Source organism: Acidaminococcus sp., assembly GCF_057597765.1.
On record NZ_DBMBXK010000004.1, the window covers coordinates 102,827 to 118,238 of the forward strand.

The window sequence follows — 15,412 nt, forward strand, 5'->3', positions numbered from 1 at the left end:
GGGTTTTCATGTCCGACGAAAAGAAGAACCAACCGGACGTAGAGAAGGAAGCACTGGCGGACGAAGACGTCAATGAACAGATGCAGGTCCGTCTGGATAAAATGCACAAACTGGAAGAAAAGGGCATCCTGCCCTTTGGCCATGCCTATCAGTGGACCCATCACACCAAAGAAGTCCATGACCAGGTGGATGCCATGGAAGCTGCCGGCACTGTAGTGAAAGTGGCCGGCCGTCTCCTGGCCATCCGGGGCCACGGCAAGACCTGTTTCATGGATCTCCAGGACAAGACCGGCAAGATCCAGCTGTATGTCCGGAAGGACGAACTGGGCGAAGAAGCCTACAGCGTGGTGAAACTGCTGGATATCGGGGATATCGTAGGGGTGGAAGGCACCGTGTTCAAGACCCATATGGGGGAACCCTCCATCCGGGTCCAGAAACTGGAATTCCTCTCCAAGGCCCTGAAACCCCTGCCGGAAAAATGGCATGGGCTGAAAGATAAGGAAATCCGCTACCGTCAGCGGTATGTGGATCTGATCGTGAACCCGGAAGTCCGGGATGTGTTCGTGAAACGGACCCAGATCATCAAGTGCATTCGGCAGGTGCTGGACGACCAGGGGTATCTGGAAGTGGAAACCCCTGTGCTGAACACCATCTCCGGGGGCGCCACCGCACGGCCCTTCATTACCCATCACAATGCCCTGGACATCGACCTGTATCTCCGGATCGCCACGGAACTGAACCTGAAGCGTCTGGTGGTAGGGGGCCTGGAACGGGTGTACGAACTGGGCCGGGTGTTCCGGAACGAAGGGATGGACATCAAACACAACCCGGAATTCACCACCCTGGAATGTTATGAAGCCTTCGGGGATTTCAACACCATGATGGACCTGACGGAAAAGATCGTCACCACCTGTGCGGAAAAGGTCCTGGGGACCCTGAAGATCCAGTATGAAGGCACGGAAATCGACCTGACCGGGCCCTGGCCCCGGATGTCCATGATCGACGCTGTGAAGAAATACAGCGGCAAGGACTTCACCGGCGTCAAGGACGTGGAAGTGGCCCGGCAGCTGGCCAAAGAAGCCGGTGTGGCTGTGGAACCCGCCTGGGGCGTGGGCAAGATCATCAACGCCTTCTTCGATGAATTCGTGGAAAAGAACCTGATCCAGCCCATTTTCATCACCGGCCATCCCAAGGAAATCTCTCCTCTGGCCAAGAGCAGTGTGGCGGATCCGGACATCACCGACCGTTTCGAAGGGTACATCTTCGGCCGGGAACTGTGCAACGGCTTCACCGAACTGAACGATCCTCTGGACCAGAAGGAACGGTTCGAAAAACAAGTGGAAGAACGGAATGCCGGGGATGACGAAGCCGGGATGATGGACGAAGACTTCATCAACGCCCTGATGCACGGCCTGCCTCCTACAGGGGGCCTGGGCATTGGCATCGACCGCCTGGTAATGTTCCTGACGGGGGCTGTGTCCATCCGTGACGTGCTGCTGTTCCCCACCATGAAGCCTCTGGACGGTGGGAAGAACGAAGCAGCCAAGGCCCCTGCCGCCGCTCCTGTGGCAGCCGAAACTGCTGCAGCTCCGGCTTTCGAAACGGTGGCACCGGAAAAGATCGACTTCTCCAACGTGACCATCGAACCGCTCTTCACCGACTATGTGGATTTCGACAAGTTTGCAGACTGCGATTTCCGGGTGGTGAAGGTGAAGGACTGCTTCGCCGTGCCCAAGAGCAAGAAGCTGCTCCAGTTCACCCTGGACGACGGCACCGGCACCGACCGGACCATCCTCAGCGGCATCAAGGCCTACTACGATCCGGAAGACCTGATCGGCAAGACCTGTGTGGCCATTGTGAACCTGCCGCCCCGGAAGATGATGGGCATCGAATCCTGCGGGATGCTGCTCAGCGCGGAACATATGGAAGGGGAAGAACGGAAACTCCATCTCCTGATGCTGGATCCCCATATCCCCGCCGGCGCGAAATTGTGCTGATAAAAAGGGCTGTTGCGTGAGCAACAGCCCCTTTTTTCTATGAGGTGTGACAACCATGCAAAAAGACATGACCCGGGGACCCATCCTTCCCCTGATCCTGGAATTCCTTTTCCCCATGTTCGTGGGCAACGTGTTCCAGCAGCTGTACAACATGGCGGATATGATCATCGTAGGCCGGTATGTGGGGGCCGGGGCTCTGGCGGCCGTAGGCTCCACCGGCACCCTGATGTTCCTGGTCCTGGGCTTTGCCCTGGGGATCACCGCCGGTTTCGGCATCCTCACCTCCCAGCGGTTTGGGGCCAGGGATGAGGCCGGGGTCCGCCGGAGCGTAGCCAACGGCACCCTTCTGGCGCTGCTCCTTTCCGGAGCCATGACACTTTTGAGCACCGCCGCCGTGCCCTGGCTCCTGGAACTGTTGAACACGCCGGCGGATATCTGGAACGATGCCCGGACTTACATCACCATCATTTTCCAGGGGCTTTTCACCAACGTATTCTACAACATGGCTTCCGTGTTCCTCCGGTCCGTGGGGAACAGCAAAGCCCCGTTGTTCTTCCTGGTGTTTTCCGCCTGCCTCAATGTGGGGCTGGATCTGCTGCTGATCATCCAGTTTGGCATGGGAGTAGCCGGGGCGGCCCTGGCCACGGTGGTGAGCCAGGGGCTCTCCGTGCTCCTGTGCCTGGTGTACATCCTGAAAAAAGTGCCGGTACTGGTGCCTGAGAAACAGGACTGGGGACTGTACCGGTATGAGACCCGGGAACAGCTCCGGATGGGGGTGCCCATGGCTCTTCAGTTTTCCATCACCGCCTCCGGAATCATGATTGCCCAGTCTGCCATCAACCTGTTCGGTTCCACCGCTGCCGCGGCTTATACGGCGGCTTCCAAGGTATCCATGCTGCTGACCCAGGGGTGTCTGTCCATGGGCCAGACCATGGCCACCTATGCAGGCCAGAATTTCGGCCGGGGAGACCTGGAACGGATCCGCCTGGGGGTGAAGAAATCCCTCCGGGTGATGGCCCTGTATTCGGTGCTGGCGGCGGTGGTGCTCCACTATCTGCTGCCCTGGCTCATGGGCTTCTTCTTTTCCGGGGATACGGACCCGGCGGCCCTTATGCCCTGGGCCCAAACCTATGGAGACATTGCCATGTGGTTCTACCTGCCCCTGAGCAGCATCTTCATTTACCGGAATGCCATGCAGGGGGTGGGGTACGCCCTGGCGCCCACCCTGTGCGGGGTGGTGGAACTGGCCGCCCGGGGCGGCACGGCCCTTCTGGGCATGCACACCCACAGCTACGCCATCTCCGCCGCCTGCGACCCCATGGCTTGGCTGACCGCCGGCCTGTTCGCCTGGTGTGCCTGGCAGTGGGTGATGAAGGATATGAAGAGAAAAAAGGGGGTGTGAAAAGATTCACACCCCAATCGTGGAAAAAAAGACTGGCGCCGCAGGCGCCAGCCTTTTTTTATCCTCAATTATACTTCAGCACCGCTCCCTGTGCTGCGGAGGACACCAGGGAAGCGTACCGGGCCAGGTAGCCCTTCTTCACCTTGGGTTCCGGGCACACCCAGTTTTCCTTCCGTTTGGCCAGCTCTTCGTCGCTGACCCGCACGTTCAGGGTCCGGTTGGGGATATCGATGTCGATGATGTCCCCTTCTTCGATCAGGGCGATATTGCCCCCTTCCCGGGCTTCCGGGGAGATGTGGCCGATGCAGGCCCCCTGGGTGGCTCCGGAGAACCGGCCGTCAGTGAGGAGCGCCACGGATTTCCCCAGGCCCATGCCGGTGATCACGGCGGTGGGGTTCAGCATTTCCCGCATCCCCGGGCCGCCCTTGGGCCCTTCGTAGCGGATCACCACCACATCACCCGGGTTGATCTTCTTGCCCACAATGGCTTCGATGGCTTCGTCTTCGGAGTTGAACACCCGGGCGGGACCGGAATGTTTCAGCATTTCCGGAGCCACGGCGCTTTCCTTCACCACAGAGCAGTCCTGGGCGATGTTCCCTTTCAGCACGGCGATGCCCCCGGTTTTCCGGATGGGGTCCTTCACCGTGTGGATCACTTCCGGACGGAGGATCTTGGCGCCCTTGATGTTCTGGCCTACGGTCTTGCCGGTGACGGTGAGGCAGTCCTTTTCAATGAGTCCGTGCTTGGCCAGTTCGTTCATCACTGCCCGGATGCCCCCGGCTTCTTCCACATCCACCATGTGGAAGGTGCCACCTGGGCTTAGCTTGGTCAGGTAGGGGGTCTTCTTGCTGATTTCGTCGAATTCTTCCAGGGTCAGGTCCACCCCGGCTTCATGGGCAATGGCCGGCAGGTGGAGGCAGGTATTGGTGGAGCCCCCCATGGCCATGTCCACGGTAATGGCGTTCTTGAAGGCCTTGGCGGTCATGATGTCCCGGGGCCGGATGTTCTTGGCCAGCATTTCCATTACCTGTTTCCCGGCCTGTTTGGCCAAGGCGATCCGGGCACCCTGGTAGGCGGCAGGGATGGTGCCGTTGCCCGGCAGGCCCATGCCCAGCACTTCCGTCAGGGAGTTCATGGTGTTGGCGGTAAAGAGCCCGGCACAGGAGCCGCAGCCCGGGCAGGCGCAGTGTTCGATGGCAGACAGTTCCTGTTTGCTGATTTTCCCGGCTTCAAACCGGCCGGCGGCTTCGAACACGGTGCTGACGCTGATGTCCTTCCCCTGGTACCGGCCCGGGAGCATGGGGCCCCCGCTGACCACCACCGTAGGGATGTTCAGCCGGGCAGCGGCCATGAGCATCCCGGGAACGATCTTGTCGCAGTTGGGGATCAGCACCAGGGCGTCAAAGGCATGGCCGTTGGCCACCGCTTCGATGCTGTCCGCCACCAGCTCCCGGCTGGCCAGCGGGTATTTCATCCCGTCATGGCCCATGGCGATCCCGTCGCAGATACCGATGGCAGGGAATTCAATGGGGGTGCCGCCGTTTTCCAGCACACCATATTTAACGGCCTTGGCGATCCGGTCCAGATCCATATGGCCGGGAATGATTTCATTCTGGGCATTGCAGATGCCGATGAGCGGCTTTTTCAATTCATCTTCCGTATATCCCATGGCATAGAACAGAGAGCGGTGGGCCGCCCGGGTGGAACCTTTTTTCACTGTTGTACTTCTCATAGTATTCCTCTTTTCCCTCATGTACTGGCGTTTCCGCCGTAATATAACCAATACTGTAACACGATGGAAAAAGAGTGTCAACGAAAAGCAGAATCAGTCCTTTTTGACGTGGACAGTTGTACAAGGTTTTACATATAGGGTGGTCTGGCCCGTGTAGATCACGAATCCGGGCTTGGCTCCGGAGGGCTTTTTCACCAGCCGTTTCTCTGCATAATCCACCGGCACCCGGTCGGCGTTCCGTCCCTTGCTGTACCCGGCAGCCAGCTGGGCGGCGGCCAGGATGTCCTCTTCCCGGGGCTGGGGCAGGGTGGTCTTTAAAATCACATGGGACCCGGGGATGTTCTTGGCATGGAACCACAGGTCGCTGCCCCGGCCCAGCTTGAAGGTCACATAATCGTTCTGCCGGTTGTTCTTTCCAATATAAAGGAAGGTGTCCGGGGTGAGCTGGACCTTCAGGGGGGTGGACCGGCTCTGGGAAGGCTGTTTCTTCCGGGGCTGGGGCAAAAGGCCCAGGGAGATGATCTCCTGTTTGATCTCCCCGATCTCCCCTTTGGTGGAGGCGGTTTCCAGGGACACTTCCAGGCTCTGGAGGTATTCCAGCAGATCGTTGGCCTCTTTCTGCTGCTGCCGGATCTCTCCCACCGCCCGTTTGAACTTGTTGTACCGTTTGTAGTAGGCCTGGGCGTTTTCCATGGGGGTCAGTTCCGGAGCCAGGGCGATCTTCAGCTTCTTTCCGTCGTAGAGACTGTCCAGTTCACAGGAAGTATGGCCCTTTTTCAGGGACCAGCCGTAGGCCATCAGGGTGTCCGCCATGATCTTCTGGGTTTCGGCGTTTTCCGCTTTGGCCAGGTCCTGGGCCAGGTATTTCAGCTTCTTTTCCGTCTTGGCTTCCTGGCTGGCCACCACCTTGGTGAGCAGGTCCTTTTCCGGAATCTGGACCGGCACCAGGGAAGCGCTGTAGGCCTGGGCCGCCAGCAGGGAGGGGAACACCTTCCGGGTCCATTCCGGATGGGTCTGGGGCTCATAGGGCACCAGGTTCTTCATCCGGTTCCGGCTGTCGATCTGGGCCACCACGGTCGGGTCCGTGCCTTCCAGACGCTGACGGATCTCCTGCTGGATGGCTCCGATGGCCTGTTCCACCTTTTGGGCCCCTTCCAGGTCCATAAGATTCACCGGTCCCGTAAAGCCGCTGCGCAGTTCCACTTCCTGGGCGGTGTATTTCCCGATCCCCTGGGTGGCGGCAATGAGCCCCTGGACCAGACTCACATCCCCCTGGGCCACAGCAGCCTCCCGGATGGCGTGAGGGTCCGCCTGGAGAAAATCCAGGCCTTCCTGGGCAGGGGGCAGGGTGTAGGGCAGGTTGGGAAGGATCTGCCGGACCCGGCTCTGGGCTTTTGTTACATGCCGGAGAGCGTCCAGGATGATTCCCTTTTCGTCGGTGAAGATGATGTTGCTGTTCTTCCCGGTAAGTTCCAGGATCAGGTGTTTGGTGATGATCTTCCGTTCCGCCCCGATGAGATCCACATCCAATGTGAGGATCCGGTCCAGGCCCTTTTGGGTCACCCGGGCGATCCGGCCTTCCTCCAGGTGCTTCCGCAGCAGCATGCAGAAGCTGGGGGGCAGGTCCGGCCGCTCCGGCAGGGTCTCCGGCAGGGTGATGAGAGGGGAGGCCCCGTTCATGTCGATCAAAAGATTCACCGTACGGTTCAGCCGGTTCACCTGCAGCAGCAGGGATTCACGGCTGGGCATGAAGATCTTGAAAATTTTTCCGCCGCTTAAAGCTCCTGTCAGTTCCCGGGTCAGGAGCTGCAGGGTGATACCTTCCAGGTTCATGGTGTGTTTTCCTCCAATATTTGCACGGTTTCGTTAAATTCGTTATAATATATTGATTAGTATAAACCGTATTGGACTTTTCGGTCAAACCATAGAGGAGAGGATACCATGAAAAAAATCGGAACTCTGACAGCGGCCCTGCTGCTGCTCACCCAGCCCGCCTTCGCCATGCTTCCCCTGACGCCCACCACCATCCAGGCCGCCCAGGTCTACGGCGTGGAACGGAAGGGGGCGTCCCTGGGAGAGCTGCTGGCTCCCTGGACTGTCTACGACCGGAAGCAGATGAATCCCTACGGCCTCCGGGAACGGGTGGTGGTCTATACCCCCTTCCTGACGGCGGCGGTGGATGCCCGGCAGACCGCAGCGGACGGGGGCACCCCCAGTGTGCCCCAGGGCATGAAGGTGGCCAAACAGTATGACGGAGTGCTGGCCCTGGGTCTCAACCTGAGCACCAGTGTGAAACTGGAACCCAGGAACCTGAAACTGCGGATGTACCAGGGCCAGAATGTGCTGGAACCCTATGCCTGCAACCTGAACAATGCCTCCCAGCGGGACATGCAGATCCTCAACAAGCAGTCCGGGGAACTGGAGGACAACAATGTGTGGGATCTCCAGTACTTCGTCTATTTCGACCTGTCCAAGGTGGACCCCAACCGGATCATGGTGCTGGCGGCCACCGATGAATACGCTGGTACCCGGGAATTTGTGCTGAAGCTGCCCAATATGAACTAAGGGGGAAGGGACATGGTACAGAGCATGACCGGCTACGGCCGGGGCGCCTGGGAAGAAAAGGACTTTTCCTTCCAGATCGAGATCAAGACCGTGAACCACCGGTACGCGGAGCTGGCCCTCCGGCTGCCCCGGTTCCTGAATCCGGTGGAAAACCGGATCCGGAAGCTGCTGCTGGGAAAAATCAGCCGGGGCCACGCCGATGTATTCATTACGGCGGTCTATACAGGGACGGAAGGCCGTCAGGTAAAAGTTGACAAAGGGCTGGCAAAGGCTTATCATGATAGTTTGAAAGAACTTGCGCACCTGCTGGGATCTCCCGAAGAAGCTTCCCGGCAGGACCTGTTTTTCATAGCCGGCTGTGAGGATGTGCTGGTGCCGGAAGAAGGAACGGTGGATCTGGACCGGCTGTGGCCCGGGATGGAACAGGCCATCGGGGAAGCCCTGGACCGGCTGCTGGCCATGCGGAAGGCGGAAGGGGAACAACTGGCCGCCGACCTGGAAAAACGGATTGGCACCATCGAGACCCAGCTGGGGACCATCGAAACCCGGGCCCCGGAAACGGTGGCGGAATACCGGGAAAGAATCAGCGGTCAGCTCCGGGACCTGCTCCAGGAAGCCGGGGCAGGGCCTCTGGACGAGGGACGGGTGATCCAGGAGGCGGCCCTTTACGCGGACCGGGTGAATGTGACGGAAGAAACCGTCCGGCTCCGCAGCCATCTCCGGCAGTTCCGGCAGCTGCTCCAAAAGGAGGAACCGGTGGGACGGCGGATGGATTTCCTGGTCCAGGAAATGAACCGGGAAGCCAACACCATAGCCTCCAAGGCAGGGGATGCCCGGATCATCCAGACCATTGTGGATATGAAAAGCGAAATCGAGAAGGTAAGAGAACAGATCCAGAATATACAATAAGAGTAGGAGAGAAATCATCTATGGACATCAAAATGATCAACATCGGCTTTGGCAACATGGTATCCGGCCAGCGGGTCATCACCATCATCGGACCGGACAGCGCTCCCATCAAGCGGATTGTCCAGGACGGCCGTGACAAGGGTGTGGTCATCGACGCCACCTATGGCCGGCGGACCAGAGCCGTATTGATTATGGACAGCGGCCATATTGTACTGTCTGCCCTCCAGCCGGAAACCATCGCCAACCGGTTCGCCACTCCGGAAGAGGACGATGATACGGCTGCGGAAGAAAAGGAGGAACCCAATGAATAAACCTCAGGGAATTCTGCTGGTACTCAGCGGCCCCAGCGGCGCCGGCAAAGGCACCATCTGCGCCCGGCTCCGGGAAAAACGGGACCAAATGGCCTACTCGGTGTCCTGCACCACCCGCCAGCCCCGGAACGGGGAAGTGGACGGGGTGAACTACTTCTTCAAGACCCGGGATGAGTTCGAAGAAATGATCAGGAACGGGGGCCTGCTGGAACATGCTTCCGTGTACGGCAACTACTACGGCACCCCCCGGCAGTATGTGCTGGACAAACTGGCGGAAGGGCTGGATGTAATCCTGGAAATCGACCCTCAGGGGGCCCTCCAGGTGAAGAAAAGCTATCCCGACGGAGTGTTCGTGTTCATTGTGCCGCCTTCCCTGGATGAACTGTCCAAGCGGATCTACAAACGGGGCACCGACGCGGTGGACGTGATCAAACGCCGGCTCAGCGCCGCCACCAGCGAACTGGCCTACGCTTCCAAGTATGACTACATCGTGGTCAACGACGAAGTGGAAAAGGCCACCGACAAGGTGAGCAAGATCATCGATGTGGAACACCTGCGGGTGGGCCGCACCTATTACATTGTTGACGAAATCTGCCATAACGGCACCTGTGACTGCGCAGAAAACGCGCAGGAGAAGTAAAGGAGAATGTAACTATGTCCATGATTGATCCTTCCATTGACTATCTGGCTGACAAAGTGGGCAGCAAATATGCCCTGGTGATTATGGCTTCCAAACGGGCCCGGCAGCTGGTGGACCATGCACCGGCCCTGGTGAAGTGCGATTCCAACAAGCCTGTTTCCATCGCCCTCCACGAAATCGGCGAAGGCCTGGTGACCATTGCCACCAAAGAAGACCTGAAGGAAATGAAGAAATAAAAGGAGGCCCCAGGTGCTGGAAGGCAAAAAGATTGCATTGGGGGTCACCGGGGGGATTGCCGCCTACAAGGCTGTGACCCTGGTGAGCCGGCTGGTCCAGGCGGGAGCCCAGGTGCGGGTGATCATGACGGACGCCGCCACCCATCTGGTTTCGCCCCTTTTGTTCAAGGAAATCAGCGGGAATCCGGTGGCCACGGATCTGTGGGCCGGGAACGCGGAATTCAATGTGGAACACGTGGCCGTGGGCCGCTGGTGCGATGTGATGGTGGTGGCTCCGGCCACTGCCGACATGATCGGGAAAATGGCCAACGGCATTGCCGACGACCTGCTGTCCACCACTCTGATGGCCTGTGACAAACCCAAGATCATCTGCCCGGCCATGAACACCAATATGCTGAACAACCCGGCGGTGGTCCGGAACCTGGCCACCCTGCGCCAGGACGGGATCACCATCATGCCCAGCGCTGCCGGCCATCTGGCCTGCGGGGTGAACGGGTCCGGACGGCTGCCGGAACCGGAAGACATCAAATCCTTCATCGACGGGTTCCTGGCCAGCCGGGAAGGGGATCTGCGGGGCCTCAAGGTTCTGGTCACCGCCGGAGGCACCCGGGAAGCCATCGACCCGGTCCGGTTCATCGGCAACCGGTCCAGCGGAAAGATGGGCTACGCCATTGCCCGGGACGCCGCCCGGAGAGGGGCGGAAGTGTTCCTGGTATCCGGTCCCACGGCTCTCCCGGCTCCCCGGAACGTGAAGTTCCAGAACGTGGAAACCACCCGGGAAATGATGGATGCGGTGCTGGGAGCCTATCCCCAGGTGGATGTGGTGATCATGGCCGCTGCCGTGGCTGATTACCGGCCCCATCATGCGGAAGAGCAGAAAATCAAGAAAAACGACGATACCCTTACCCTGGACCTGGACAAGAACCCGGATATCTTAAAGCAGCTGGGTCAGCAGAAGACCCATCAGTTCCTGGTGGGCTTTGCCGCCGAAACCCAGCATCTGCTGGAAAACGCCGCCGCCAAGGTCAGGAAGAAGAACCTGGACATGATCGTGGCCAACGACGTGACCATGAAAGGCGCCGGCTTCAGCACCGACACCAACGTGGTGAAGCTCCTGTTCCCCAGCGGAGAGATCCGCAGCCTGGAGCTTATGAGCAAGGAAGACGTGGGAAACCATATTTTGGATATTGTACGAGACTCAGTCGGCCATTGACAATTCACAATTCACAACTGAAAAGGGGCTGTTGCATTTGCAGCAGCCCCTTTTTGTGGTACCATAGAACCAAAAAGGGAGGTGCGGCCATGAAACTCTTGTTCCGTCAACGGATCTTTTCCTGGTTCGACAGCTATGACATCTACGACGAAAACGGCAATACCGTCTATGTGGTGAAAGGCCAGCTGGCCTGGGGCCACTGTCTGAAGATCTGCGACCCCCAGGGCCACGAACTGGGCCTGGTGAAAGAAAAAATCATCACCCTGCTGCCCAAATTCGAACTGTATGAAGGCGGCCGGTACATCGGCAGGATCAGCAAGAAACTGTCCCTGTTTTCGCCTAAATTTTCCATCGATTTCAACGGCTGGACCGTGGAAGGGAACTTCCTGGAGTGGGATTACACCATCCGGGATGCCCGGGGAAACCGGGTGGCCACCATCGGCAAAGAACTGTTCCACCTGTCCGACACCTATGTAATGGACATCAACGACCCCGCTGACGCCCTCCACGTCCTTATGTTCGCCCTGGCCATGGACGCGGAAAAATGCAGCCGGGAGAAAAAGTAGGAAAAAGCAGTGAAGAGTGCAGAGTGAAGAGGGAAGAGCGGGACGGCACGGATCCGTAGAGGCCGCACAACCGGCGGCCCGCCAGAACCACGGATCCCTGACTCCAACGCCGTAGGGGCTAGCCGCAGGCAAGCCCATCCCGGCCGCCCAGAGGGCCTCCACAACGACCCACAATGAATCAATCCTTGCAAAGGAGCCACCTATGACAAACGAACCCAAAACCGAAAAACAACAGGCCGAGGAGGCCCGGTCCGCTTCCTTCCGGGCCGGGGCGGGTCTTTGGGCCGGCCAGTCCCTGGACCGGACCCTGGCGGCCCTGGAGGAGAAATTCCGGAAACCGCCCACCTACAACCGGAAACTCTACGAAGATCCCCAGGCTCTCCGGGCTGCCAAAAACCAGGCCTTCCAACAGGGGGACCCGAAGGATCCCTACACCGGCAACCTGCTGAAAATGCGGAAACAGGAGGCCAAAGCCCAGTACGGTGCTGACTGGCAGAAACATCTGGCGGAAGTGGACCATACCCAGTCCGTCCATAAGGTATTTCAGAAATACAAAGACAATCCCTGGATTACCAACGATGACATCAAGGAAGCGGTGAACCAGAAGGCCAACCTGCAGATTACCAACCGGAGCTTCAACAACGCAAAGCGGGACCGGAGCAACACCCAGATGGGCAACAACCAGGACTACCGCCGGGACAAAGGGGTCCGTTTCACCAAGGGGGGAAAAAAGCAGGCACTGGAGGACGAAGCAAAAGCCCAAAAGGCCATTGACTGGACCCTGAAGAAAAAAGCATTGGGGCACATGGGAGACGCCTTTCTCCAGTCCGGGGCCCAGGCGGCTGAGGGAGCCGCCTTGATGACCGCCTGCCTGTCCGGGGCCGGCAATGTAGTTGCGGTGATTAAAGGGGAAAAGACCACGGAAGAAGCCCTCCGGGATCTGGTCCGGGATACCGCCGCTTCCGGGGGCACCGCTTTTGCCCTGGGAGGCAGCGTGACGGTGATAGCCCGTTCCCTGTCCAGTGCCAGTTCGCCCCTGGTCCAGAACCTGGTGAAGGCCGGCCTCCCCGGCAAGGTGGTGGCCGGGGTCATGGCCGTGGGAGGTACCCTGCTCCAGTACGGCCAGGGGAAAATCACCACCGCGGAATGCATCACCCAGCTGGGGAACACCGGCTGTGCTGCCGTATGGACCGGCTATGCCACAGCTGCCGGTCAGGCCCTGATCCCTATTCCCTTTGTGGGAGCCCTGGTGGGCAGCCTGGTGGGCGGCGCCCTGTACGGCACCTTTGCTGGTCAGTTCATGGCAGCCGCCGCCGAAGCCCGTGCGGCCCGGAAACGGTACGAAACCATCGCCCGGATCACCGCCGAAAACATCGCCCGGCTCCGGGAAGAACGGGCATCCTTCCAGGCCGCCTGTACCCGGCTGTTCCAGGAACGGGGCCGGGCCATCCAGGAAGGGTACGACCAGTTTGTGCTGGCCGACCTGGAGGGGGATTTCGACCAGATGGCCGCCGGCCTGAACCGGATCGCCGGGGCCTTTGGCCAGGATCTGGGAATCCATTCCCAGGAAGAGTTCGAAAACCTGATGGAAGACGATACCAAGGATTTTGTTCTGTAGAAAGGAGAAAACCATGATTCCATTGCTTTTAGGAGCTGCTGCCCTGGTGATCGGGGGCAAGGGAGTGAAGAAGACCGTTTCCGCCGTCAGCAAAATGAATGATGCCAAGGACATGGCCCATCGGTACGAACGGCGGTCCAAGCGGGCGGAAGAAAAACGGGAAAAAGCCCGGGAACAGGCCGGAACCGCCATCGGGCAGCTGGGGGAGACCAAAATGAATATCCTTACCGGTTCCCTGCAGACCTTTGTGAAGGAATTCCGGCGGATCAAGAACGTGGATTTCCGGAACAGCGTGGGCCTGGAAGAACTGAGGGACTTCCGGCCGGACAGCCCGGCCCTGAAGGAAATCGCCGCTGCTTCCCAGAAGGCCCTGGAATTTTCCACCGGCGCCGTGGAAGGGGGCCTGGCCGGAGGCGCCATGGCCCTGGGAGCCTACGGAGCCGTAGGAGCCCTGGCCACCGCCTCTACTGGTACTGCCATTGCCGGCCTTTCCGGGGCCGCCGCCACCAACGCCACCCTGGCCTGGCTGGGAGGAGGTTCCCTGGCTGCCGGCGGCCTGGGCATCGCCGGAGGCACGGCAGTGCTGGGCGGCATCGTGGCGGCACCGGCCCTGATGGTGGCCGGCATTTTCCTGGAAAACAAGGCCGACGAAGCCATGGACCAGGCCCGGGCCTACCGGGAAGAAGTCAGGGAATTCGAAGAACGGTGCGACAGCAATATCGCCCTCATGGACGCCATCCGGACCCGGGGGGACCAGATCCGCAGCCTTTTGGACACTCTGGAAGGCCATTTCGCCGCCAGCTTGGAACAGCTCCAGGCCGTGCTCCGGCACAGCGGAACCGACTGGAGAAAGTACACCCCGGAAGAAAAACAGCAGGTGGGGAAGGCGGCCCTTTTGGCCAAGACCCTGAAAATTGTCCTGGATACCCCTCTCCTCCGGGAAGACGGGACCCTGACCCCGGAATCGGAAAAAATGCTGGCACAGGGCCTGGACCATGTTTCCCTGCAGTAAATGCGGCCAGTGCTGTAAAAAAGTGGGCCGCACCCCCCTGGCCAAAAACCTGGACCGGGGAGACGGGGTGTGCCGCCATTACGACGGAGCCACCCGCCTGTGCCGCATCTACCAGGAACGTCCCCTCCTGTGCCGGGTGGACGAGTACTACGACCGGTTCCTGAAGGACAAAATGCCCCGGGAAGAATGGTATCGGCTGAACCAGGAACAGTGCAGGAAGCTGCAGGATAAAAGTGCAGAGTGAAGAGTGCAGAGGGAAGAGGGAAGAGCGGGACGGCAGGGCCGCCCGCTCCATGCACCACCGCCTCCCGCCCAAAGGAGACCATTTTCCACGGGCAAATGCTTTTGAAGGAAAACGCAGCCCTGTGGGCTGCTAACCCACCACCCATGCTGGGCATGGATACCCCCGCCCTTGCAAAGGGCGGATATAAGACCGCCGGCCCTGCGCCCCTACAACGTTGGAATCGGGGGCCGACAACAACGGTCAGAGAAACGGATCCTCCAACAATCCCGTCCTCAGAATTTTCCGTGGTGAATCCCTGACCCCAACGCCGTAGGGGCTAGCCGCAGGCAAGCCCTTCCCGGCCGCCCAAGGGGCCTCTACAACGACGAACGACCCACGATGAATGAAACCAAAGGAGAAATTTCAACCATGTGCATCGAATCCGATTGGAAACTGTTCAGAAAACGCCTTCCAGGTTGGCAGGAAAATTACATGGCCACCCTGCTGGAACAGTATAAAGCCATCCTGGAAGAAGACACCCAGGCAGCCGAAAGGTTCCATAAACTGGAGGATGAACTCCTGGAACACAGAAAAGATGCAGGCGTACTCTGCGAAATGCGCAGGTCCCGGATGTTCAGCAACATCCTCTGCCTGATCCACGAAGGAGCCATCACCCAGGACGATCTGGAAGGCTTCAGCGAAGAACTGAGAAAACGAGTGGCTGGCTGGTTGAAGATGGAAGAGAAGGAAGATAGTAAAAAAGAGGTAAGGCATCGAGAGAGCAACTGGGTAAGGAATCCGGTTAAAAAAATCAAACCGTAAGTCCCCCCAGAGGGCATGCATCAACCGCCTCCCGCCAAAGGAGACCATTTGCCATGGGCAAATGTTTTTGAAGGAAAACGCAGCCCTGTGGGCTGCTAACCCACCACCCATGCTGGGCATGGATACCCCCGCCCTTGCAAAGGGCGGATATAAGACCGCCGGCCCT

At 59.2% G+C, this 15,412-nt stretch carries 15 protein-coding genes; 13 read left to right on the forward strand and 2 right to left on the reverse strand.

The annotated features are described in order from the left end of the window. The first annotated feature begins 8 nt into the window (after nucleotides 1-8). Nucleotides 9-1,997, forward strand: coding sequence for a lysine--tRNA ligase (gene lysS / locus ACZOF8_RS03720; protein ID WP_022488186.1), 1,989 nt, complete (start codon nucleotides 9-11; stop codon nucleotides 1,995-1,997). 55 nt (nucleotides 1,998-2,052) lie between these two features. Then, entirely contained in the window at nucleotides 2,053-3,399 is a 1,347-nt protein-coding gene (locus tag ACZOF8_RS03725) for an MATE family efflux transporter (RefSeq protein WP_487426562.1), read from the forward strand. A gap of 64 nt (nucleotides 3,400-3,463) precedes the next feature. Here ACZOF8_RS03725 and ilvD read toward each other — a convergent pair whose 3' ends face one another. Beyond that, nucleotides 3,464-5,131: a dihydroxy-acid dehydratase gene (gene ilvD, locus ACZOF8_RS03730; protein ID WP_022488184.1), complete on the reverse strand. Its 1,668-nt coding sequence runs from the start codon at nucleotides 5,129-5,131 to the stop codon at nucleotides 3,464-3,466. Between the two features lie 93 nt (nucleotides 5,132-5,224). Further along, nucleotides 5,225-6,964, reverse strand: coding sequence for an Rqc2 family fibronectin-binding protein (locus tag ACZOF8_RS03735; protein ID WP_487426563.1), 1,740 nt, complete (start codon nucleotides 6,962-6,964; stop codon nucleotides 5,225-5,227). A gap of 108 nt (nucleotides 6,965-7,072) precedes the next feature. Between ACZOF8_RS03735 and ACZOF8_RS03740 the strand changes: the two genes are divergently transcribed. From ACZOF8_RS03740 to ACZOF8_RS03790, 11 genes are all read left to right on the forward strand, one after another. Further along, nucleotides 7,073-7,696, forward strand: a complete 624-nt coding sequence (locus ACZOF8_RS03740; protein ID WP_487426564.1) for a hypothetical protein — start codon at nucleotides 7,073-7,075, stop codon at nucleotides 7,694-7,696. Nucleotides 7,697-7,708: 12 nt separating this feature from the next. Next, nucleotides 7,709-8,605 (forward strand): YicC/YloC family endoribonuclease, encoded by an 897-nt coding sequence (locus ACZOF8_RS03745; RefSeq protein ID WP_487426565.1) that lies wholly within the window; start codon nucleotides 7,709-7,711, stop codon nucleotides 8,603-8,605. 20 nt (nucleotides 8,606-8,625) lie between these two features. Continuing rightward, entirely contained in the window at nucleotides 8,626-8,916 is a 291-nt protein-coding gene (gene remA, locus ACZOF8_RS03750; protein WP_022488180.1) for an extracellular matrix/biofilm regulator RemA, read from the forward strand. Further along, nucleotides 8,909-9,556, forward strand: coding sequence for a guanylate kinase (gene gmk, locus ACZOF8_RS03755; RefSeq protein ID WP_154487330.1), 648 nt, complete (start codon nucleotides 8,909-8,911; stop codon nucleotides 9,554-9,556). The genes remA and gmk overlap by 8 nt, the downstream gene beginning before the upstream one ends. A gap of 14 nt (nucleotides 9,557-9,570) precedes the next feature. Further along, entirely contained in the window at nucleotides 9,571-9,792 is a 222-nt protein-coding gene (gene rpoZ / locus ACZOF8_RS03760; protein WP_022488178.1) for a DNA-directed RNA polymerase subunit omega, read from the forward strand. 13 nt (nucleotides 9,793-9,805) lie between these two features. Beyond that, nucleotides 9,806-11,005: a bifunctional phosphopantothenoylcysteine decarboxylase/phosphopantothenate--cysteine ligase CoaBC gene (gene coaBC, locus ACZOF8_RS03765; RefSeq protein WP_022488177.1), complete on the forward strand. Its 1,200-nt coding sequence runs from the start codon at nucleotides 9,806-9,808 to the stop codon at nucleotides 11,003-11,005. Between the two features lie 89 nt (nucleotides 11,006-11,094). Then, a complete protein-coding gene (locus tag ACZOF8_RS03770; protein WP_022488176.1) occupies nucleotides 11,095-11,571 on the forward strand; it encodes an LURP-one-related/scramblase family protein in 477 nt (158 codons plus the stop codon). A 202-nt stretch (nucleotides 11,572-11,773) separates the two neighbouring features. Continuing rightward, on the forward strand, nucleotides 11,774-13,189 hold the full coding sequence (locus ACZOF8_RS03775) for a hypothetical protein (protein ID WP_022488175.1): 1,416 nt from the start codon (nucleotides 11,774-11,776) through the stop codon (nucleotides 13,187-13,189). Nucleotides 13,190-13,202: 13 nt separating this feature from the next. Next, nucleotides 13,203-14,201, forward strand: coding sequence for a hypothetical protein (locus tag ACZOF8_RS03780; protein ID WP_154487326.1), 999 nt, complete (start codon nucleotides 13,203-13,205; stop codon nucleotides 14,199-14,201). Next, complete coding sequence (locus tag ACZOF8_RS03785) at nucleotides 14,185-14,445, forward strand: YkgJ family cysteine cluster protein (RefSeq protein ID WP_154487325.1); 261 nt, start codon at nucleotides 14,185-14,187, stop codon at nucleotides 14,443-14,445. The genes ACZOF8_RS03780 and ACZOF8_RS03785 overlap by 17 nt, the downstream gene beginning before the upstream one ends. A 408-nt stretch (nucleotides 14,446-14,853) precedes the next feature. Then, entirely contained in the window at nucleotides 14,854-15,246 is a 393-nt protein-coding gene (locus ACZOF8_RS03790) for a multidrug transporter (protein WP_195839585.1), read from the forward strand. Nucleotides 15,247-15,412 lie beyond the last annotated feature (166 nt).